The organism is Pseudomonas sp. No.117, assembly GCF_054558395.1.
In genome coordinates this window covers 274715-294927 of record NZ_BAAJNP010000008.1, presented here as the reverse complement: position 1 = coordinate 294927, position 20213 = coordinate 274715, and the positions used below count along the sequence as shown (strand labels likewise).

The 20213-nt window shown below is 63.3% G+C and carries 16 protein-coding genes; 10 read left to right on the top strand and 6 right to left on the bottom strand.

Annotated features, from left to right (window positions below):
* Positions 1 to 24 precede the first annotated feature (24 nt).
* From ACYJP6_RS20580 to ACYJP6_RS20565, 4 genes are all read left to right on the top strand, one after another.
* The gene (locus ACYJP6_RS20580) at positions 25 to 1683 is read left to right on the top strand and encodes a methyl-accepting chemotaxis protein (protein ID WP_459477367.1); all 1659 of its coding nucleotides are present in this window, start codon (positions 25 to 27) and stop codon (positions 1681 to 1683) included.
* The gene (locus ACYJP6_RS20575; RefSeq protein ID WP_459477519.1) at positions 1683 to 2153 is read left to right on the top strand and encodes a chemotaxis protein CheW; all 471 of its coding nucleotides are present in this window, start codon (positions 1683 to 1685) and stop codon (positions 2151 to 2153) included. The genes ACYJP6_RS20580 and ACYJP6_RS20575 overlap by 1 nt, the downstream gene beginning before the upstream one ends.
* A 304-nt stretch (positions 2154 to 2457) precedes the next feature.
* Entirely contained in the window at positions 2458 to 3696 is a 1239-nt protein-coding gene (locus ACYJP6_RS20570) for an OprD family porin (RefSeq protein WP_459477365.1), read from the top strand.
* Between the two features lie 67 nt (positions 3697 to 3763).
* Entirely contained in the window at positions 3764 to 5356 is a 1593-nt protein-coding gene (locus ACYJP6_RS20565) for an argininosuccinate lyase (protein WP_459477363.1), read from the top strand.
* A 13-nt stretch (positions 5357 to 5369) separates the two neighbouring features.
* Here the strand turns inward: ACYJP6_RS20565 and ACYJP6_RS20560 are convergent, their stop codons facing one another.
* Positions 5370 to 6659, bottom strand: a complete 1290-nt coding sequence (locus tag ACYJP6_RS20560; RefSeq protein WP_459477361.1) for a cation:dicarboxylate symporter family transporter — start codon at positions 6657 to 6659, stop codon at positions 5370 to 5372.
* 62 nt (positions 6660 to 6721) lie between these two features.
* Between ACYJP6_RS20560 and ACYJP6_RS20555 the strand changes: the two genes are divergently transcribed.
* The gene (locus ACYJP6_RS20555; RefSeq protein ID WP_459477359.1) at positions 6722 to 7672 is read left to right on the top strand and encodes a LysR family transcriptional regulator; all 951 of its coding nucleotides are present in this window, start codon (positions 6722 to 6724) and stop codon (positions 7670 to 7672) included.
* A 110-nt stretch (positions 7673 to 7782) separates the two neighbouring features.
* On the opposite strand, the gene ACYJP6_RS20550 is transcribed toward ACYJP6_RS20555, so the two are convergent.
* A complete protein-coding gene (locus ACYJP6_RS20550; RefSeq protein ID WP_459477357.1) occupies positions 7783 to 9114 on the bottom strand; it encodes an NAD(P)/FAD-dependent oxidoreductase in 1332 nt (443 codons plus the stop codon).
* Between the two features lie 395 nt (positions 9115 to 9509).
* Positions 9510 to 10748 carry a flagellin N-terminal helical domain-containing protein gene (locus tag ACYJP6_RS20545; protein ID WP_459477355.1) on the bottom strand — a complete coding sequence of 413 codons (1239 nt, stop codon included), beginning with the start codon at positions 10746 to 10748 and terminating at the stop codon, positions 9510 to 9512.
* A gap of 756 nt (positions 10749 to 11504) precedes the next feature.
* On the opposite strand from ACYJP6_RS20545, the gene ACYJP6_RS20540 reads away from it, so the two are divergent.
* A complete protein-coding gene (locus ACYJP6_RS20540) occupies positions 11505 to 12080 on the top strand; it encodes a nuclear transport factor 2 family protein (RefSeq protein ID WP_459477353.1) in 576 nt (191 codons plus the stop codon).
* Between the two features lie 211 nt (positions 12081 to 12291).
* On the opposite strand, the gene ACYJP6_RS20535 is transcribed toward ACYJP6_RS20540, so the two are convergent.
* On the bottom strand, positions 12292 to 12930 hold the full coding sequence (locus ACYJP6_RS20535; RefSeq protein ID WP_459477351.1) for a TetR/AcrR family transcriptional regulator: 639 nt from the start codon (positions 12928 to 12930) through the stop codon (positions 12292 to 12294).
* A gap of 173 nt (positions 12931 to 13103) precedes the next feature.
* Here ACYJP6_RS20535 and ACYJP6_RS20530 point away from each other — a divergent pair, with 173 nt between their 5' ends.
* Positions 13104 to 14249 (top strand): MFS transporter, encoded by a 1146-nt coding sequence (locus ACYJP6_RS20530; protein WP_459477517.1) that lies wholly within the window; start codon positions 13104 to 13106, stop codon positions 14247 to 14249.
* 84 nt (positions 14250 to 14333) lie between these two features.
* On the opposite strand, the gene rlmE is transcribed toward ACYJP6_RS20530, so the two are convergent.
* A complete protein-coding gene (rlmE, locus tag ACYJP6_RS20525) occupies positions 14334 to 14954 on the bottom strand; it encodes a 23S rRNA (uridine(2552)-2'-O)-methyltransferase RlmE (RefSeq protein WP_007158737.1) in 621 nt (206 codons plus the stop codon).
* Positions 14955 to 15199: 245 nt separating this feature from the next.
* Here rlmE and ACYJP6_RS20520 point away from each other — a divergent pair, with 245 nt between their 5' ends.
* Together ACYJP6_RS20520 and ACYJP6_RS20515 are read left to right on the top strand one after the other, a co-directional pair.
* Entirely contained in the window at positions 15200 to 16849 is a 1650-nt protein-coding gene (locus tag ACYJP6_RS20520; RefSeq protein WP_459477349.1) for an NAD(P)/FAD-dependent oxidoreductase, read from the top strand.
* Positions 16849 to 17580: a TrmH family RNA methyltransferase gene (locus ACYJP6_RS20515; RefSeq protein ID WP_459477347.1), complete on the top strand. Its 732-nt coding sequence runs from the start codon at positions 16849 to 16851 to the stop codon at positions 17578 to 17580. The genes ACYJP6_RS20520 and ACYJP6_RS20515 overlap by 1 nt, the downstream gene beginning before the upstream one ends.
* A 353-nt stretch (positions 17581 to 17933) precedes the next feature.
* Here the strand turns inward: ACYJP6_RS20515 and ACYJP6_RS20510 are convergent, their stop codons facing one another.
* A complete protein-coding gene (locus ACYJP6_RS20510) occupies positions 17934 to 18833 on the bottom strand; it encodes a LysR family transcriptional regulator (RefSeq protein ID WP_459477345.1) in 900 nt (299 codons plus the stop codon).
* A gap of 117 nt (positions 18834 to 18950) precedes the next feature.
* On the opposite strand from ACYJP6_RS20510, the gene ACYJP6_RS20505 reads away from it, so the two are divergent.
* Positions 18951 to 20156 carry an aminotransferase class I/II-fold pyridoxal phosphate-dependent enzyme gene (locus tag ACYJP6_RS20505; RefSeq protein ID WP_459477343.1) on the top strand — a complete coding sequence of 402 codons (1206 nt, stop codon included), beginning with the start codon at positions 18951 to 18953 and terminating at the stop codon, positions 20154 to 20156.
* The last annotated feature ends 57 nt before the right edge of the window (positions 20157 to 20213 follow it).

The following is a 20213-nucleotide window of genomic DNA, read 5'->3' as shown; positions in this document are numbered from 1 at the left end:
ACCGCTCTTCAGCAGGAGCTTCACATGTTCAAGAATTTCAGGATTGGTACGCGCCTTATCGTGTCCTTCATCGCTGTCGCCGCTATCAGCCTGGTCGTCGGGATGGTAGGACTGAACAACAGCAGCCAGATAAACGATTTGGCAACCCAGCTCTATCAACGCGAATTGCTCGGGCTGTCCTACATCAAGGAAGCCAACCTGAACCTGATCTTCATCGGTCGCGCCCGCAGCAACTACCTGCTGGCAACCACCGAAGAGGACCGCGGTCGTGCCCAGGCGGAGGTCAAGCAGGGGCTGGCCAACATGAAAGACAACCTGGCCAAGGCTCGCCCGTTGTTCAACAGTGAAGCCTCGGCGAACAACTTCCGACAAATCGACGACCTGCTCAACAGCTATAGCACCCAGCTGAACCAGGCCATGGCCATAGCCCACGACCGGGCACTCAGAGACGCCGATCCCGCGTTGGATAGCCAACTCGCCAGTGTCCGTCACTACGGTGACCAGGTCGGAACGCTGATGAACGAGCTGTCGCAGCGCAAGGAGCAGAATGCTAGCGACGCCAACGATCTGACCGACCAGCTTTATGAGCGGAGCCGCGTGATGTTGATTGGCATCATCGCCGTGGGCGTGGCCTTCGGCATCCTGCTTGGCTTCCTGATGAGTCGTAGCATCACCCGCCCGTTGCGCGCCGCCGTCGAGATCGCCGATCGGCTGGCCGCGGGCGATCTCACCCAGCGTATCGAAGCCGAAGGGCGGGACGAAACGGCCGCGCTGCTGCGCGCCATGGACGGCATGAATCAGCGCCTGTCGCAGATCATCAGCGATGTCCGTAGCGCTTCCGATGGTCTGGCCAGCGCCTCGGAGGAGATCTCGGCCACCGCGCAGAGCATCAGCCAGGCGAGCACCGAGCAGGCCGCCTCGGTGGAGGAAACCAGCGCCAGTATCGAACAGATGTCGGCGTCCATCGCCCAGAATACCGAGAACGCCAAGGTTACCGACGGCATGGCCGGCAAGGCCGCCCGTGAGGCCAATGAAGGGGGCCAGGCGGTCAGCGAGACCCTGATCGCCATGAAGACCATCGCCGACAAGATCGGCATCATCGACGACATCGCCTACCAGACCAATTTGCTGGCGCTCAACGCTGCCATCGAGGCCGCCCGTGCCGGCGAACACGGCAAGGGCTTCGCCGTGGTGGCTGCCGAGGTGCGCAAGCTGGCCGAACGCAGCCAGGTAGCCGCTCAGGAGATCAGTACCGTAGCCCAGGGTAGCGTCGCCCTCGCCGAGCGCGCCGGGTCCCTGCTCGATGAGATGGTGCCCTCGATCAACAAGACCTCCGATCTGGTGCAGGAGATTACCGCCGCTTCCGAAGAACAGAGTGCGGGGGTCGAGCAGATCAACAGTGCCATGCTGCAACTCAGCCAGGTCACCCAGCAGAACGCCTCTTCGTCCGAGGAGCTCGCCGCGACCGCGGAAGAAATGAGCAGCCAGGCCGAACAGCTACAGCAGCTGATGGAGTACTTCACCCTGAGTGGAACACCCACCGCGCCACAGCTGACGCGTTCCGCTCCGGGTCGTGCAGGCCCCGGTCTGGCCAAGCGGGCCTCCTCGCTGGTCCTTCCCGCGCATGGCGGATCCCAGGGCGCCATACCGGCGGGCTTTGCCCGGTTCGAGGAGCAGGCGTGATGCTCTCCCGCCAGTTCCTCACCTTCCAGCTCGGTGGTGATCGCTATGGGGTGAACACCGGCTGCGTGCGAGAGATCATCGAGTACGGCGCCGTCACGACGGTGCCTTTGATGCCGCCCGCCGTCCGCGGCGTCATCAACCTGCGCGGTGCCGCCGTGCCGGTGATGGACCTTGGCGTACGCTTTCGCAACCAGGCGACCCAGACGGCACGGCGCAGCTGCATCGTGGTACTGGAGCTACCGGTCGAGGGTAGCGCCCAGGTCTTCGGTGTGGTGGTGGACGCCGTGTGCGAAGTCCTGGAAATCGCCGCCGATGGCGTCGAACCGGCGCCCCGCTTCGGCACCTCGATCCGTACCGACTTCATCAGCGGCATGGCCAAGCAGAATGAGGGCTTCGTCATCCTGCTCGACATGGAGCGGGTGCTGGGCGAGGACGACCTCGCCCAGCTTGCGGCCGTGACGGCTGCCTGAGCATCGGCGCTTTCTTTGGAAAACCATTGGCCCCAGCGCCCGGCCTGCCGCCAGCCTGAGCGAGCAGGCCGGAGGATGTCATTGCTGGCAGAATACGCAAGCCTCTATCTGACTATATGGATGACTCAATAACCGCAGGCAGAATTCCACTGCCACGTCGAAGCTTCGGATACTCATAAAGTATCGGATAGCGACATTTCATATATTTTTAATCTTCCGGCAAAGCCTTTAAGGTTCCTTGCGTGAGCCCGTGCCGGCTCAACACGAACGCGCCCAATAACAATTACGCGTCAAGGAATTCACCATGCGCCTGTCACCGCTCGCTGCCGGGGTTGGTACCGCCACCCTCGCCTCCTTCTGTCCCGTGGATGCCTTCGCCGAACTGTTCGCCGACAGCAAGGCCGAACTGGAACTACGCAACTTCTACTTCAACGGCGACTACCGCGAATCCGGCGCGCGGCAATCCAAGCGTGAGGAATGGGCCCAGGGCTTCATACTCGACTACGAGTCGGGCTTCACCGACGGGCCGATCGGCTTCGGGGTCGATGCCCTCGGCATGCTGGGCTTGAAACTGGACTCGGGTCCAGACCGCCAGAACACCGGCCTGCTCCCGGTCGGCGATGACCGCGCGCCCGACGAATACAGCAAGCTCGGCCTGACCGGAAAGGTCCGGGTATCCCAGACCACGCTCGAGGTGGGCACCCTGCTACCCAGGATGCAGACGGTCCGCAGCAGCAATTCGCGCCTGCTGCCGCAAACCTTCCAAGGCGCCCACCTGCTGTCCAAGGAATTCGAGGGACTGACCTTCAACGCCGGGCGCCTCACCCAGAACCGGGTCCGCAACGACAGCGCGAACGAAGACATGACCGTCACCGGCAGCGGGATCACCGGCGGCCGGACCAGCGATAGATTCGACTTCGCTGGCGTGAGCTATCGCTGGAGCAAGGCACTCACCACGCTCTACGACTATGGCCGCCTCGACCAGAACTACGAACAGCATATGTTCAACGTCCTGCACGTCCTGCCGGTCGGCAAGGACCAGTCGCTGGAAACGGATCTGCGCTACGCGCGCTCGCGCAAGGCCGGCAGCACCAATGTCGACAACGATGCCTACGGCATCAAACTAACCTACAACCTCGGTCATCACGCCTTTGGCGCCGCCTACCAGCGGATGGACGGCGAGACCGGCTTTCCCCACCTCAACGGAACCGATTCGTACCTGGTCAACTACGTGATGCTGTCGCCGGATTTCGCCAACCCCGGCGAGCGCTCCTGGCAGGTGCGCTACGACTACGACTTCGCCGCCTGGGGTATCCCGGGGCTCGCCTTCATGACGCGCTACCTCAGGGGTGACCATTTCGACGGGCCTGGTGGCGTCGCCGGCCAGGAGTGGGAGCGCGATACCGAGCTGGAATACAGCTTCCAGACCGGCGCCCTGAAGAACTTCAAGGTGCGCTGGCGCAACGGCACCTATCGCAGTCACAACGACACCGAGATCGACCAGAACCGGCTGATCCTCAGCTACACCCTGCCCCTGCTCTGATGCCCACCGCGGGCGCGTTGCGCAGCCTGGCGCCCGCGCTCTTTCCTAGCTGAGAGGATCACCTGCCATGCTCGCCATCCCGCGTCTACTGCCCCTTGCCCTACTGATCAACTTGGCCAGCGGCAACCTGGCCCTGGCGGCCAATACCGCCGATACCTCTTGCAAAACCACCGCCGAGTGCCAGGCGCAAGTAGCCCGAATCGGCGGCACCGTCGAGCACAGCGGCGCGCGTGCGGGCGGCGTCGAAGACCAGTTCGACTGGTTGAACCGTATCAACAAGGCGTCCATCGTGATGCTGACCGAGGAAGGCATTGTCGCCCCGGAGATGGGACGCAAGATCGCCGGCGGCGTCGAGTACGCCATCGATCAAGGCGGCCAGCCGGATGGCAAACGTCCCAGTGACATCCTCCAGCTGGAACGCATCATGACCGACAAGATCGGCCCGGAGGCATCGCTGATCCATTCAGGGCGTAGTCGGCAGGATATCTACGCGACCTATCGCCTGGCCTCCCTGCGCGGACAGGTACTGGCCTACAGCGACGCCATGAACGCGACCCGCCAGCGGCTGCTCACCATCGCGGCGGCGAACGTCGATACGCTGGTGCCGGCCTATACCAACGGCGTCCAGGCAATGCCGATCTCCTATGCCCACTACCTACTCGCCTACGCCGACTCCTTCGCTCGCGACGCCCAACGCATCGCGCAGCTCTACGAGCGCCTCAATCTTAGCCCCATGGGTACCGCGGTACTGGCCAACTCCGCCTATCCCCTAAATCGTGAACGGCTAGCCTCGCTGCTCGGCTTCGACGGCGTTCGCCAGAACTCGCTGGATTCCAGTCAGGTCTCCACCTACGACATTCCCATCGAAGCGGCCGACATCGCCGCCTCCTCGGCGATCCGTCTCGGCGCGATGATTGGCGACATTCACACCCAGTACCACCAGATCCGCCCCTGGCTACTGCTGGACGAAGGCTCCACCTACACCAGCAGCGCCATGCCGCAGAAGCGTAACCCCGGACTGTTGATGCGCACCCGCGAAGCGGCCTCGGACACCATAGGCCTGGCACAAACCATCACCTTGCGCGCGCACAACGTGACCACGGGCATGACGGACTACAAGTTCGCCTTCGACGACCTGAATTTCTACGATTCCGCCATAGGTATGTTCATCAGCATGGACCGCGTGCTGGACGCCCTCACCGTCAACCCCCAGCGCGCCCTGGAGGAGCTCGAGAACGAATGGACCACGTCGATGGAGCTGGCCGACACCCTGGAACGCGGACATCAGGTGCCCTTCCGCATTGGCCACAGCTTCGCCTCGTTGATCGTCACCGAGGCTCGCAACGAAGGCTTCACACCCAAGACCTTCCCCTTCGCCAAGGCCCAGGAGCTCTATACCCAGGCTGCCGCGAAGTACCAGTGGAAGGACACCAAGCTGCCCCTCAAGGAAGACGAGTTCCGCGCAGCGCTTTCCCCCGTCGCCATGGTCAGGACGAGGGTCGGTACGGGTGGTCCGCAGCCCGCCGAAGTGCAGCGCATGCTGAGTGAGGCGAAGAAGACCCTGCAGGCCGATGTCGACTGGACCAAAGGTCGCCGGCAACGTCTGGCCGAAGCCGATACCAACCTCGACCAGGCCTTTGCCAAGCTGCTGAAGAACTGATGCCTCCGGCGTTTCAGGACGCCAGAGCAGCTCCCAGCCGCTGGTCATCGAGCGTTCCCTGCCAGCGCGCCAGCGCCAGGCAGGCGACGCAGTTGCCCAACACGTTGGTGATCGACCGGCACTTCATCAGCCGCTCGACCCCCAACAGCATGCCAGCCCCTTCCAAGGGGATGAGCTGCAGAATCGCCAGCGTCGCCGCCAGCGTCAGGAAGGCCGAGCCCGCTACGCTCGTCGAGCCTAGGGTAGTGATGAGTCCAACAACCACGAAGATGGCCAACTGCGCTATCGATAGCTCGACGCCGACGAACTGGGTGAGGAATAGCAGAGCGACCGCAATATAGAGGTTCGAGCCAGCCAGGTTGAAGGTATAGCCCGTGGTGAGTGACAGGCGCACCAGCCCTGGCGGGCAACCTGCCTGTTCGAGACGTCCGATCAGCGCCGGTAAGGCGGCGACCGAAGAGCCGGTGACCACGACGAGCAGTAATTCGCGCCTCAGCCAGAGCACCAAGCGCAATAGGGCAAAGCCGCTCAGCCGGGCAACCAGACCCAACACGCCGAAAACGAAGACCAGGGAAGCCAGATAGACAGCAAGCAGGAACTTCAGGAGCGGCCAGAGCGAGGCTCCGCCATAGTGCGCCACGGTATAGGCCATCGCCCCAAAGGCAGCGATAGGCGCCAGCCGGACGAAAAGCCGCAGCAACCGCAAGAACAGCGCCGCGGCCCGCTCGAGACCGACCAGCCAGGGCAATCCCCAGTCGCCCAGATAGCGCCAGGTGAGGCCCAGCACAACGGCGAGTGACAGCAGCGGCAACATGATGCCGTGAGTGAACGCCCCTACCAGCATTCCTGGAAGAGTATTGCTGACAGAGGAAAGTGGAGCGACTGGCGCGGAAAGTAGGGTGTCGGCCTGCTCGGCGCCATCCCACCCACCCGGTACGAGGTCGAGGTCTACCGAAGCGCCCGGAAGGATCAACCAGCCGACGAGCAGTCCCACCACCAGGGACAGCAAGGACATTAGTTGGAAATACAGCACCATCCGCGTGGCCAGGACTCCAGCACCCCGGTCCAGCCGGGCGATCGCCGACACGATCAGGGTGAACATCACCAGGGGTATGAGCGAGCCGAGGGTAGACAGAAACAGATCACTCAAGGGCTTCATGGCGACCGCCCACGCGGGCTGCCAAAGTCCCAGTAAAACACCACCGATAACCGCCACGGCAATCTGCACAGTACCGTTGCGAGCGAGCCTCGCGCCCATTCGAACTCCGAAGTTGTTGTTATTGTAGAAGGTGGTAGCGACCACCTCGCGCCACCATCCTAATCGATCGGCCGGGTACGCCGGCGCTTAAGAGATCAGGCGAACCCATGGAACTGCGGCATCTACGTTACTTCGTCATGGTTGCCGAAGAGCAGCACTTCACCCGGGCGGCCGCGCGCTTGAACATGCAACAGCCCCCGCTCAGCCAGCAGATCCGGGCGCTGGAGGCCGAACTCGGCTTCGCGCTGTTCCTTCGCCATCCCCGGGGCGTAGCACTCACTGCCGGAGGCGCCGCCTTTCTCGAGGACGCGCGCGACATCCTGGCCCGCGTCGACCAGGGAGCTCATCGGGCAGCACGCGTCGCCCAGGGCGTAGACGGCACGTTGGCCCTCGGATTCACCAGTTCGGCGGCCGCTCATGCGCTGATCCCCCGCATCATTCGTGGCTACCGGGAGCGTTACCCGGACGTCGACATCGTGATCGCCGAGGACAACGCCCAAGGACTCACCCACGGTGTCGCGGAGGGGCGCCTAGACATCGGTATCCTGCGCGCACCGGTCGACGCGCCCGAGGAGGTGGCCTTTCACCGCTTGCTCAACGAGGCGATGCTCCTGGCCCTACCTGCCCGTCATCACCTCTTGGAAGGGCTCACACCCGCAGCCCTGGAACGGGTAAGGCAACAGGGACTGCCCCTGCCGGCCCTCGCGGACGAGGCATTCATCCTGGTCCGCAAGCCCGGCGCCCCGGGTATGTACGCCAATCTGCTGAATGCCTGTCGTCACGCCGGGTTCGAGCCGAAAATCGCCTTCGAGGTGGACCGCATGCTGACCAATCTTAGCCTCGTCGCGGCCGGAGCAGGTATTTCAGCAGTCCCTGCGTCCATGGCCGAGGTGCATAGAGACAGCATCTTCTACTGCGCCATTTGTGAGGCCCGGCCCAGGCTGGTGGCACCTATTACCCTCGCCTGCCGCGCCTTCAATCCATCACCTGCCTCGTGCAACTTCATTGCCCTGGCCAGGCAATTGGCGGGACGTCCGCTGCGCCCCTTCCGGCCCTAGGCGCATACCAGCGTCACGGCCCCATTGCTAGCCAAGCCGTGGCCGTAAGCAACTGCACTGCCAGAGGTCGCCACGTCAAACCTCCGGCAATGCCCTGACCAAAGCGCCCTCTACATCATCTCGGGCCGCCGGATTTTCGAGCCGTCACTGAAGCGCGACAGGCGATAGGGTGCGGGATCGACGAAGGGCTTCTCGTTCAGCACCAGCTCCTTGACCAGGCGCCCCGCCCCGGGTCCGATACCGAAGCCGTGACCACTGAAACCTGAAGCTATGACCAAGCCGGGGAGCGTCGCCACCGAGGAAATCACCGGCACTATGTCCGGGGTCGTATCGATCAATCCGGCCCAGGCATGGGCTACCTTGATCCCGGCCAGCAACGGAAACTCGCGGGTAAGGCGCTCGATCGCCATGTACAGGAATTCGCGATCGGGCACCGGGTCGAGTATGCGGATCTTCTCGAAAGGCGACACCTGGTCCAGGGTCCAGCTGCCCAATGCCTCGGGGCCCGCGAAGAAGCTGCGACCGATCCGGATCTTCAACTTCTTCGCCAGCTTGGCTCGGTACATCTCATGGAATTTAGCCGCATAGCGGATGCCCTGGGGAGCCAGCTCCATCCGCCCGAAGCCGGGGATGGCCACGGTATAGGCGCCGTCGAGCCGCCGCCTGAGCGCGAAATCCGGCGTACTCAGGCAGCCGGCGAACACCTCGGGGGCGACCGTAGTCCGTAACGCCGTACCGACGATATTGGCCACCGGCAGCTCGATACCAGACTGGCGTAGCAGGCGAGAACTCCAGGCGCCGCCCGCGCAGACGACGGTGGATGCCTTGATCAAGCCATGTTCGGTCCAGACCCCGGTCACCCGGCGATTGGTGATCTCGAGTCCCCGCGCCGCACACTGCTGGTGAAGGCTCGCGCCAAGTGCCTGGGCGCCCTTGGCTATCGCGGGCGCGGCCTTCGACGGCTCGGCGCGGCCATCGTCCGGCGACCAGAGCCCACCTACCCAGCCGGAGATCGCGCTGCCCAGGCGCCGCTTGGTTTCCTCGGCGGAGAGCAGGTGGCTGACGAAACCGAGCTCCTTGGCGCCCTGCCCCCAACGCTCCCAGCGGGCGACATCGGCCTCCTGCCGGGTGCCGTAGAGAATGCCCTCGCGCCGGAAGCCTAAGTCCATGCCGATTTCAGCGCCCAGCTCGCCCCAACGCCGCAAGCTGTACATCGCCAGGGGCAGCTCGAACAGGTCGCGATTCTGCTGGCGCACCCACCCCCAGTTGCGCCCGGATTGCTCGCACCCTACCCGCCCCTTTTCCACCAACGCCACGGAAACGCCGGCACGGGCGAGCTCGTAGGCGGTGCAGGCTCCCACGATCCCCCCGCCGATGACCACGACGTCTGCCTCCTTGGGAAAGGCGGGGCTGTCTGGAATAGCGTCGACGTCGATGGGCATGGCGAACTCTGATGGAAATCCGAGGGATAACGAAGGGCGTTGGCGCATCGAGGACGATCGCCTTGGGTGCCATCTAACGACCAGACGGTAGCTCCCCGCCGTCGCTGGCTGTCTGACGGCCAAACGGGATCCGCCTCTACCTACTGCTCAAGGCCAACGTGGGAACGCAAGTCCACCGCGGGTTTTCTAGAGGGGATCTTGCCAAGGACATGCACCCGCTCTTGCCTGAGGTCTTCAAGGATTTTGCCATCGGATAGGCGTAGGCGGGAATGATGAGTAATGAAAAGACATGATGGATGTGTCGCCCTAGACGGCAGGGGGGCATCAACGGTGAAATATCAGGGCTAGCCAAAAACGGCTGCCTCGCGGGGACGCCAAGCGCTCGCGGTCACCGGTCAGCCCAGCAGTCGCAAGACACCTTTCATCTGCTGATTGGCCTGCGCGATCATGGCAATCGACGCCTGCTGAAGGATCTGATCCCGCGAGAGCCGCCCCGCTTCGGCGGCATAGTCGGTATCCCTGATTACGCTTCGGCCCGCCATCACGTTGCCCCGGATGTTCTGCAGATTCGAGACCGCGCTGTCGAATCTGTTCTGGGTAGCCCCCAGCCTCGCCCGCAGATCGTCGATCTGCTTCAGGGCACCATCCGCTATGTAGATCGCAGCCTGTGCACCTCGGGCCGTACTGATGTCGATGTCGGCAACCCGGCTATTGGTCACCTTCTGCATGGCATTGGTGATCCCTGGTCCCGAGTTCGCGATCTCTGCACCGAAGATCGCGATACCGTCGAGACCGCCTTGCGCGGGAACGCTGAGCTTCACGGTCTGCAAGGATGACCCGCCGTACCGCCCTGCGCCGGACACGTAGCTGATCGAGTTATCGCTGTTGAGGTAGCTACCAACACCGAGACTGGCGCCGTTGATCGCTTCGGTGATCTTGCGCGCCACTATCTTCTGGTCTTCGTTCTCGGCCACGTTTATCGAGACGGTTTTCTCACCCTGATCGAAGCCTAGCGTGATATCGACACGTCCCGCCTGGAAAGGCACTTGACGCAACTGCCCCCCAGCACTTTCAACGATGACCGCGAGCTCCACCTTGTTGCTTCGCCCTTCATAGAGGCTACCGGTGAGTGCCGCCGCATTCGTTTGGGCAAGACCGAGGTTGATGAGTTGATTCGCCCCTGCACCAACCTGAAAACCCACCGTACCGAAGGATCCATCGAGCAGCTTACGACCGCCAAACGTCGTGGTGTCGCTGATCCGGTCGAGTTCGCTCTTGAGTTGCCCGACTTCAGCATTCAGGGCAGTACGGTCCGCATCGCTGTTCGAGCCGTTAGCGGACTTCAACGCAAGTTCGCGAATGCGCTGCAGCATTCTGGTCGACTCTTGAAGCGCGCCCTCTGCCGTCTGGGCAATGGAGTTGCCGTCATTGGCATTCCGGATAGCGACACCAAGGCCATTGATTTGGCTCGTCAACCGGTTGGAAATCTGCAGACCGGCGGCGTTGTCCCGGGCATTGTTGAGGCGAGTGCCAGAGGAAAGCCGCTCCAAGGACTGGGCGACGGATCTGTTGGTCGCTGCGAGCTGTCGCTGGAAGCCCAGTGAGGCCGCGGTGGAGATGGCATTGAATTTCACTGTGCTTGCTCCGCCAGTGCCCTTTCATCCTTGAATAGATGCCCAGTGGAGTGCGCCTCCTGCCATCGACTTGCCTAGAGTCACCCTTGCACAGGACCACCAAGCCGCTCGCCGAAGGTGCATGACAGCAGTCATTGCCCCTGAGCTCGTGCCGCCCGTGGCTACACGAACTGACCAACCATAATGGCCAGTAGCTATCAGGTAAAGGTAGGACTAATTAGACTGAGTAATGAATCAGAGCTTCATACCAATGCCTTTTGCACAGGAGCTAATAAACAAAGGTAGGACTTATCTGGTCATACCCAAGTTAGCCGCAAGCGACATACACGCAGATCTGCTGAGATGGTTGCACTAGAGCCGTTTTACCTGAGATTGCCAACAGCGCTTAATTCGGCAGCCGTCAAAAAGCGGAGAGCACCGCCAATATGTGCCTGGAAACCGCCTCCCGACTGTTATCGCACAGGCAATTATCACCGCAACATCCAGCAATGATTGGATGCCGGAGTCCCTGCCAGGAAGGACGGAGACAGTAGTGTCGCCGGGGGCCTGATCTCGTCACGGCTGATCTACCTACTAGGCGCTCGCAGGGCCTCGGACGCCGCCAGACCCTCCTGGCCAATCCTGGCACGGCCCCAGACCAGGCGGCTAAGCGCTAGCTGCTGCATAGCGCAACCTCTGGTAAGACGGGCTAACCATGTCGTCCAGCAGGCGACCCGTTATCCATCTAGGCGGGTATCGCTAAGGTGTGTTCTACCGATGGCACAGGCGATCGGAACGAACCCTTTCAATGCGGCCATCACCCTGGGCTGGCTGCGGGAGTGTACAGTCATGAACCTTTCGCAACGTTTGACCATGAGCGGGCTACTGGCTTGCGCCGTACTCTTTGGTGGCCTGAGCAACGCGCAAAGCCGGTCCACGCCGGAGCATAACCGCGCACTCATCGAGCAGGCCTTCAAGGATTGGCAGGCGGGCCGCGGCAGCTTTTTCGAAGTCATCCTCTCGCCCGAGGTGGTCTGGACGATTCAAGGCAGCGGGCCGGCGGCGGGTGTCTATCGAGGACGCGAGGATTTTCTCCAACGCGCCGTTCGGCCTTTCGCGCAGCGCCTGGCCGAGCCCATCGTGCCTAATGTGCAAGCCATCTGGGCCCAGGGCGACACGGTGGTGGTGCGGTGGGACGGTACGGGTACCGCGGTGGATGGTGAGCCCTACAGAAACGATTACGTCTGGATCTTCGAGCTACGGGATGGCCGAGCAACTAGAGTCGAGGCGTTTCTCGACCTGGCGGCGTATCAAGCTGTCATCGACCGCATCTCCCTGGCGGACAGCCGTTAAAAGCGGGTGTTGCCATGACACCGGCAGGCTTGGCCGAGAACGGCTAGCCGCTAGCTGATGTTGACCTTCGTGGCCCTGGAAAGGCGTCCCGCCGGGATCGGACCCGAATCCTCTGCCGTCTTGATTCGCTATACCTAGAGCCAGGAATGATAGCCACGGGGGCAGACCTTGTTCCCCGGTGCAGACGTCCAGGCGCCACGACAAACCGCCATCAGCCGTGAGGCGCTGCGCTTTTCCCCGCGAGGGAATTGAGGTCCCACAGCCGCATCGCCTGACCGACGGCCCCCTCGATCACCGTCAGTGGCACGCCGTCGCGCGCCATCGGCGAGAGGCCCAACATGAAGCCTTCGAACAGGCCAGCCAAGGCGTCGGCATCGGTACCTTCCGCGAGGTCGCCGCGGGCGATTCCCCGCCTGACGCACGACAGCAAGCCAGCCCGCGTGCGGGCGCGTGCCTGGCGCAGCGGCAGGGCCACGCTGCTCTCTTCGTCGGCATAGGACCCCAGGATGCCGAGCGCAACCAGACAGCCCTTGGGCAGACGTTCATCGCATTGCATCCGTGCCGACCGCAGCAAGGCCGTTTCGATAGCCACACGGGGTGCCAGCGCTTCATCGAACAGGGGGTCGTTCACCCGTCCATGGGTCGCCATGTAGCGGGCGACCACCTCCTTGAACAGTTCCTCTTTCGAGCCGAAGGCCGCATAGAAACTGGGCGCCGTGATGCCCCCGCCAATCGCACCCTTCAGCCGCGCCAAAGAGGTCGCTTCGTAGCCGTATCGCCAGAACAGCAGCATTGCCGCGTCGATCGCCTCGGTGCGATCGAACGACCGTGGACGCCCCAATTGAGCCATGACAGATCTCCCGCTTCACCAGACTTAAATACTAATCGATACAGAAATCGTTGACCATGAGAGACGCGACTGCTTATATATGTATCGATCGATACATATATAAGGACGTACCTACCGTGAATTCAGACGCTAATCCCGAGCGGCTTCCCGTAGCCGCGCTGCTGGCCCTCGCCATGACCGGCTTCATCTGCATCATGACCGAGACCCTCCCGGCAGGCTTACTCCCCGAGATCGCCGAGGGGCTGGACGTCTCGAACGCCCTGGCGGGCCAGACAGTGACCGCCTATGCCGTCGGGTCACTCGTCGCCGCGATCCCGCTGACGATCGCCACGGCAGGCTGGCGGCGACGCCGCGTGCTCCTCGCTACCCTCCTGGGATTCCTGCTGTTCAATACCCTGACCGCCCTGTCCTCCAGCTACACCCTGACCTTGATCGCGCGGCTAGCCGCCGGGGCGGCTGCCGGACTCGCCTGGAGCCTGCTGGCCGGCTATGCCCGGCGGATGGTGGTGCCGCGCCTCCAGGGGCGGGCGATGGCCGTCGCGATGATCGGCACCCCGGTGGCCTTGTCACTGGGCGTACCGCTGGGGACCTGGCTGGGGGGCCTGCTGGGATGGCGCCTCGCGTTCGCGGCGATGTCCGCCCTCACCCTGGGCTTGATCGTCTGGGTGATGGCCAAGGTACCGGACTATCCTGGCCAGACCGCGGGCCAGCGGCTGCCGCTGCGCCAGGTGCTGCAGACCCCGGGCATCCGCGCCATCCTGGCGGTGGTCTTCATCTGGATGCTGGCGCACAACGTCCTGTACACCTACATCGCCCCCTTCGTCGCCCAGGCCGGGCTGCGCGAGCACGTCGATCTGGTCCTGCTGACCTTCGGCGCGGCCTCGCTGCTGGGCATCTGGATAACCGGTCGTATCGTCGACCACAGTCTGCGGCGGGCGGTACTGGTCAGCCTGGCGACCTTCGCCGCGGTAGCGCTGCTGCTAGGGCTCAAGAGCAATTCCAGCCTGGTGCAGTACCTGGGCGTATTCGTCTGGGGGATGACCTTCGGCGGCGCCGCTACCCTGCTGCAGACCGCCCTGGCCGACACGGCAGGTTCGGGCGCCGACGCGGCCCTGGCGATGAATGTCGTGACCTGGAATAGCGCCATCGCCGGGGGCGGCATTCTCGGTGGGGTACTGTTGGAAACCTTTGGCGCTCAATCCCTGATCTGGGTCGTGCTGGCGCTGGCCTTGAGCGCTCTGGCGATCGCCTGCTCGGCTCGTCGCCATGGCTTTCCCGCTGGCACCCGGGCGATGGGCTCACCGGTCCTGAGCCACTGAGTGCCCACCTCCAACTGCCAGACCGCCGTTTCGCTGATTGACCGGCGACGGCTGAGAGTCAGCGCACTCGCCAGCGAGGCTCGCTCAACCCTTGAAGCCCTTGCCCACCAGATAGACCTCGCGCGACCGCGGCCGCGAGGCCTCGGGCTTGCGGATCGACACCTTCTCGAAGGAGGTGCGTACGTCTTTCAGGAAAACATCGGAGCCTTCGCCCTGGAACACCTTGACCACATAGTTGCCGCCGGGCTTGAGCACCTGGCGCACCATGTCCAGGGTCAGCTCCACCAGGTACATGGCGGCGGCCTGGTCGGCGGCTGCGACCCCGCTGATGTTGGGCGCGATGTCGGAGACGATCAGATCGGGCTGGCGGCCATCGAGCACGCCGAGGATCTTCTGGAAGACGGCATCGTCGGTGAAGTCGCCCTGGACGAAGTCGACGTTGTCGAGGGCTCCCATGGGCAGGATGTCGGTGGCCACCACGCGGCCCTTGTCGCCGACGATGCCACCGGCCACCTGCGACCAGCCGCCGGGCGCGGAGCCCAGGTCCATGACCAGCATGCCGGGACGGATCAGCTTGTCCTTCTCGTTGAGCTCGATCAGCTTGTAGCTGGAGCGCGAGCGCAGGCCGTCTTTCTGAGCGCGTTTGACGTAGGGATCGTTGACGTGTTCATCCAGCCAGCGACGGCTGCTTTTGGATCTTTTCATGTTGGAGCTACCACGGGAAAGCGGGTGAGGAGCGGACGCGCGCCAGGTCTGGCCGGCCGCAAAGTGGCGGCGATTATAAGCCGATAACGCTCGGGGACGAATCGGCGATCGCCGGAGCGACCGCCAGGCCGCCCAGTGGAGCGCCCATCGTCCCGGCCTGACAGCGCCGGGGCCGCCGGGTACAATCGCCGCCCTACCCCTCCTCGTCCCTTCCTTTGCCGGAGTCACCGGCCAGGATAATTGTCATGATTCGCATCAACGAACTGTCTCTGCCGCTTGACCACACCCCCGCCGAACTGCGCCAGGCCATCCTGGAGCGTCTGAAGCTGCGCGACGCCGACCTCCTCGATTTCACCGTGTTCAAGCGCAGCTACGATGCGCGCAAGAAGAACAGCGTCATCCTGTTCATCTACATCATCGACCTCCAAGTACGGGACGAAGCAGCGGTGCTGGCCCGCTTTGCCAATGACCTGCACGTGCGTCCTGCACCGGATACCGGCTACTACCCCGTCGGCCAGGCCCCGGCCCAGCTAACCGAGCGCCCGCTGGTGGTGGGGTTCGGCCCTTGCGGCCTGTTCGCCGCCCTGCTGCTGGCTCAAATGGGCTTCAAGCCCATCGTGCTGGAGCGCGGCAAGGATGTACGGAGCCGCACCAAGGACACCTGGGCGCTGTGGCGCAAGAAGGTGCTGACCCCCGAATCCAACGTGCAGTTCGGCGAAGGCGGTGCCGGCCTGTTTTCCGACGGCAAGCTCTATAGCCAGATCAAGGACCCGAAGTTCTACGCGCGCAAGGTGATGCACGAATTCGTCCGCGCTGGCGCGCCGGAAGAGATCCTCTACGTCAGCAAGCCGCACATCGGTACCTTCCGCCTCACCGGCGTGGTCGCGGCCATGCGCGAGGAAATCATCGCCCTCGGCGGGGAGGTCCGCTTCGAGAGCAAGGTGACCAACCTGCTGATCGATGACGGCCAGCTCGAAGGCGTGGTGCTGGCCAGCGGCGAGACCCTGCGTAGCCGCCATGTGGTGCTCGCCCTGGGCCACAGCTCCCGCGACACCTTCCGCATGCTGCACCGCCAGGGCGTGTATATCGAAGCCAAGCCCTTCGCCGTCGGTTTCCGCATCGAGCACCCCCAGGGCATGATCGACGAGGCTCGCCTGGGCAAGTACGCCGGCCACCCGGAGCTAGGTGCCGCCGACTACAAGCTGGTCCATCACGCCAAGAATGGCCGCGCCGTCTACAGCTTCTGCATGTGCCCGGGCGGCACCGTGGTGGCCGCCACCTCCGAGCCGGGTCGCGTGGTGACCAATGGCATGAGCCAATACTCGCGTAACGAGCGCAACGCCAACTCCGGCATCGTGGTCGGCATCAATCCCGAACAGGACTTCCCCGGCGATCCGCTGGCCGGCGTCGAGTTGCAGGAACGCCTGGAATCGCGCGCCTATGAGCTGGGCGGCAGCGACTACTCGGCGCCCGGCCAACTGGTCGGCGACTTCATTCGCGGCGTACCCTCCACTGCCTTCGGCGAAGTGGAGCCTTCCTACAAGCCCGGCGTACGCCTGGGCGACTTGGCGCCGTCGCTGCCTGCCTACGCCATCGAGGCTATCCGCGAAGCCCTGCCCGCCTTCGGCAAGCAGATCCGCGGCTTTGATCGCCATGACGCCATCCTGACCGGTATCGAGACCCGCACCTCCTCGCCGGTGCGCATCACCCGTGACAACGAGACGCTGCAGAGCCTGAATCTGCGCGGCCTCTATCCCGCGGGTGAAGGCGCCGGTTACGCCGGCGGCATCCTCTCCGCGGGGGTTGACGGCATCAAGGTCGCCGAGGCCCTGGCCAAGGCGATGCTGTCGGAAGGTAGCGAGCAGGACGCCCCGCTGGCGCGGGTCGCTGGCTGATGAAGCTCGACGACATCAAGAAGCTCCACCAGAAGAAGTACCGCGCCGAATTCGGTCATTTTCTGGTGGAGGGCGAGCACCTGGCGCTGGAGCTGCAAAAGGCCGCCCTGCAGCATCCCGAGCTGCAGCGTGCCGAGCTCTATGTGACCGGCGCCTACGAGCAGTGGCAGAGTCCGTTCCGGACCCATCCGATCAGCGACCGGCAGATGGCACAGCTCGCCGACACCAAGACCCCGCAAGGCATCCTGGCTGTGGTGCCCATGCCTGCGCCTTCGTCGACTCCGCCGGTGTCCATCGAAGGCGAGCGCGCCGTCTACCTGCATGAGATCCAGGACCCGGGCAACCTGGGCACCATCCTGCGCACCCTGGCCTGGTTCGGCGGTTTTCGCTGCCTGCTCAGCCCCGGCAGCGTCGACCCCTACAATCCCAAGGTCGTCCGCGCCAGCATGGGCGCCATCTTCCACACCCCGCTGGAGCTGGACGTCGAACTGGATGGCCTGCGGGAGCGCTTCCCTCGCCTGGCCTGCCTGGACATGCAAGGCACGCCCGTGCAGGCGGCCGAATTCAAGACCTTCGATTGCTACCTGTTCGGCAACGAAGCCCGCGGCGTTCCCCGCGAGCAGCTCACGGCCCTTGGCGCCCAGCCCTTCACCATTGGCGGTTCGGGCGCCATCGAGTCCCTCAACCTGGCGGCGACGGTGAACATGTGCGCCTATGAGGTGAGCCGGTAGCGTCTTTGAAACTTGCAGCCGTTATTGCTCGGTCGAAATAACCAGCCGGGTGCTAAGGGTTCAAGGCCAAGGGCGCTGACCTAGGCCAGACCTAGGCCCTTTCCCTTGTGGGTTGGCGCCAAGGCCCGCTTGGCTGGGACGTTGTTGCGTAGGTGGCGATACTCGGGCAGGCCGAGCAGGACGATGTCGGCACAATCCAGTGTTAGCCAATTGCTGGTCCGTACGCGCCGGCCCCGGCGCAATCCGTGATGCTGTGCGGGTCACTGGCTAATCTAAAGGTCTTACCAAGCTAAAGCATACGCGCCACATTACTTCATGGGTGAATCGGCAACGCGCCAGCTGCACGGCTTCCCCTAATGCATAATGAACTTGCCGAAGTCACACGTCTTTTGAGCGATCTCCCTGATCCCACCAAGGAACGGATCGGTCTCTACCGCACGGTAGATCACCTGGTACTGCAGCGGCGGCAAAGCTGGAGTCACCTGCAAGACTACCAACTGCCCGCGGTCGATCATTCGTTTCAGTGAGCGCCACGGCAGGTAGGAGGTAGCGAGACCGCTGACCGCCAGACCTATTTGCGCCAACAGGTTGTTGCAGAAGATCGCCCGGCTTACGTCCAGACCCTGTTCGCGAAACCAATGCCCATAGGCCCTCCCCATGCCCGACTGCCCGCTTTGCAGCGCCAGGGTACGCTCCGCCAGTGCTGTCGCAGCCAAATGAAGGTTGTCACCCGCTTGCCCTGGCGCGCACAGCCAGGCGTTCTCAACGGCATCCAACGGCTCGCTGGTAAAACGATGGTTGGGGAAGATATCCGGGACGATGATCAGGTCGATGGAGTTGCTCTCAAGGCGCGAGTACAGCACCGTGCTGACGTCAACTTCCGGCAGGATTTCAACTCTCGGGTAGCGCTCGCGGATGCCGTGCACGAGATCTGGCAGCCAAGTGAGCGCGGTCAGCTCTGTCACTCCAAGGCGCAGCTTGCGTTGCAGCGTTGCAGGACTCTCCAGGGTCTGTACCAGCACGTCGCGCTGAGCGAGCAGCGGCTCGGCCAGACGTGAAATCTGCTCGCCCAGCGGCGTGAGGAGTGCCCGCCTGCCGCTGCGGTCGAACAGCGCCTGTCCATAGCGGCCTTCTAAATCCTGGATGCGTTTGGAAACAGCCGACTGGGTGGTGTTGAGGTGATCCGCAGCTGCGTCGAAGCTACCGAGACGAGCGACCCAATACACGGCTTCAACTTGCTTGATGGTGATCACGGGCTTTTCCTGTCATGCATAAAAGCGATGAATTCCGCAGATAAAATATCGTTATTTATTCGAGGCCTCCATCGGTAACGTCGGTGACATCCTTCCCCGTCCCGCTAAGGCCCTTCCATGACGTATCCCTTGTCCATCCGCCTCGACCGTTTCAGCCCATCGGCCAGCGTGGCGGCCAAGGAGCGTGTGACCGAGCTGCAAGCGCAGGGCGTGAAGGTACTGGATTTCACGGCAGGCGAGCCCGACCTGGACAGCCCTGCCCTGGTTGTAGAAGCTGCTCATAGCGCTGCCTTGGCTGGGCACACACGCTATACCGCAACGTCCGGCACTCCCGGGCTCAAGCGGGCCGTTCAACGTAAATTCCTTCGAGAAAATGGCCTGGACTTCGCGCTGAACGAACTCATCGTCGGCGCTGGAGCCAAGCAGCTGATCTACACCGCCTTCAGTTGCACGGTGGACGAAGGCGATGAGGTGATCATCCCTTCGCCTTACTGGGTGTCCTATCCGGACGTAGTGAAACTCAACGGCGGCGTGCCCGTAATCGTGGCCTGTCCGGACGAACAGGGTTTCAAGATCACCGGCGCGCAACTGGAGGCGGCCATCACCCCACGGACCAAGTGGTTGGTGCTCAACACCCCGAACAATCCGAGTGGCGCCATCTACAGTCAGGTGGAGCTGCAGGCCCTGTGCGAGGTACTGCTGCGGCATCCGCAGGTGTGGCTGATGACCGATGAGATCTACGAGCACTTCAATTACCAGGGCCAGGCCCTGGCCGCGCCTGCGTTACTGGCACCGGCCTTGAAGGCGCGGACGCTGGTGGTCAACGGTGTCTCCAAGGCCTATGCCATGACCGGTTGGCGCATCGGCTTCGCCGGCGGCCCGGCAGCCCTGGTGAAGGCCATGGACAAGTTGATGTCGCAAAGCGTAGGCGGCGCCTCAGGAGTCAACCAGGCAGCGGCCGTCGCAGCGCTCGATGATGGCGCCGCCTTCGTCGAGCAGGCCGCCACGCTGTTCGCCGGGCGCCGGGCGCTGATCATGGAGCGCCTGAACGCGGTGCCCGGCCTTCATTGCCGACCGATCGAAGGCGCTTTCTATGCCTATCCCAACTGCGCTGGCCTGCTGGGCAAGCGCACCCCGGATGGCAAGGTATTGAACACCGACCTGGACGTGCGCACCTATCTGCTCGAAGCAGCCCAGGTGGCCGTGTTGCACGGCGCGGCCTATGGTCTGTCACCTTACCTGCGGCTGTCGTTCGCCACCTCCACCGAGGTGATCGAGGAAGGTTGCCAACGCATCAAGGCGGCCTGCGAAGCTTTGGTTTGATGCATTACCGACTAGAACAACAACGACTGCGCGTCACCCTTCTGCCCTAACCATGTA

Excerpts from the sequence above, each read along its gene's own strand:
- ACYJP6_RS20515 (WP_459477347.1), top strand. The coding sequence starts at position 16,849 with ATGAAGCTCGACGACATCAAGAAGCTCCACCAGAAGAAGTACCGCGCC.
- ACYJP6_RS20570 (WP_459477365.1), top strand. The coding sequence starts at position 2,458 with ATGCGCCTGTCACCGCTCGCTGCCGGGGTTGGTACCGCCACCCTCGCC.
- ACYJP6_RS20580 (WP_459477367.1), top strand. The coding sequence starts at position 25 with ATGTTCAAGAATTTCAGGATTGGTACGCGCCTTATCGTGTCCTTCATC.
- ACYJP6_RS20555 (WP_459477359.1), top strand. The coding sequence starts at position 6,722 with ATGGAACTGCGGCATCTACGTTACTTCGTCATGGTTGCCGAAGAGCAG.
- ACYJP6_RS20530 (WP_459477517.1), top strand. The coding sequence starts at position 13,104 with ATGACCGGCTTCATCTGCATCATGACCGAGACCCTCCCGGCAGGCTTA.
- ACYJP6_RS20535 (WP_459477351.1), bottom strand. The coding sequence starts at position 12,930 with ATGGCTCAATTGGGGCGTCCACGGTCGTTCGATCGCACCGAGGCGATC.
- ACYJP6_RS20540 (WP_459477353.1), top strand. The coding sequence starts at position 11,505 with ATGGCACAGGCGATCGGAACGAACCCTTTCAATGCGGCCATCACCCTG.
- ACYJP6_RS20565 (WP_459477363.1), top strand. The coding sequence starts at position 3,764 with ATGCTCGCCATCCCGCGTCTACTGCCCCTTGCCCTACTGATCAACTTG.
- ACYJP6_RS20520 (WP_459477349.1), top strand. The coding sequence starts at position 15,200 with ATGATTCGCATCAACGAACTGTCTCTGCCGCTTGACCACACCCCCGCC.
- ACYJP6_RS20575 (WP_459477519.1), top strand. The coding sequence starts at position 1,683 with ATGCTCTCCCGCCAGTTCCTCACCTTCCAGCTCGGTGGTGATCGCTAT.
- ACYJP6_RS20550 (WP_459477357.1), bottom strand. The coding sequence starts at position 9,114 with ATGCCCATCGACGTCGACGCTATTCCAGACAGCCCCGCCTTTCCCAAG.
- ACYJP6_RS20505 (WP_459477343.1), top strand. The coding sequence starts at position 18,951 with ATGACGTATCCCTTGTCCATCCGCCTCGACCGTTTCAGCCCATCGGCC.
- rlmE (WP_007158737.1), bottom strand. The coding sequence starts at position 14,954 with ATGAAAAGATCCAAAAGCAGCCGTCGCTGGCTGGATGAACACGTCAAC.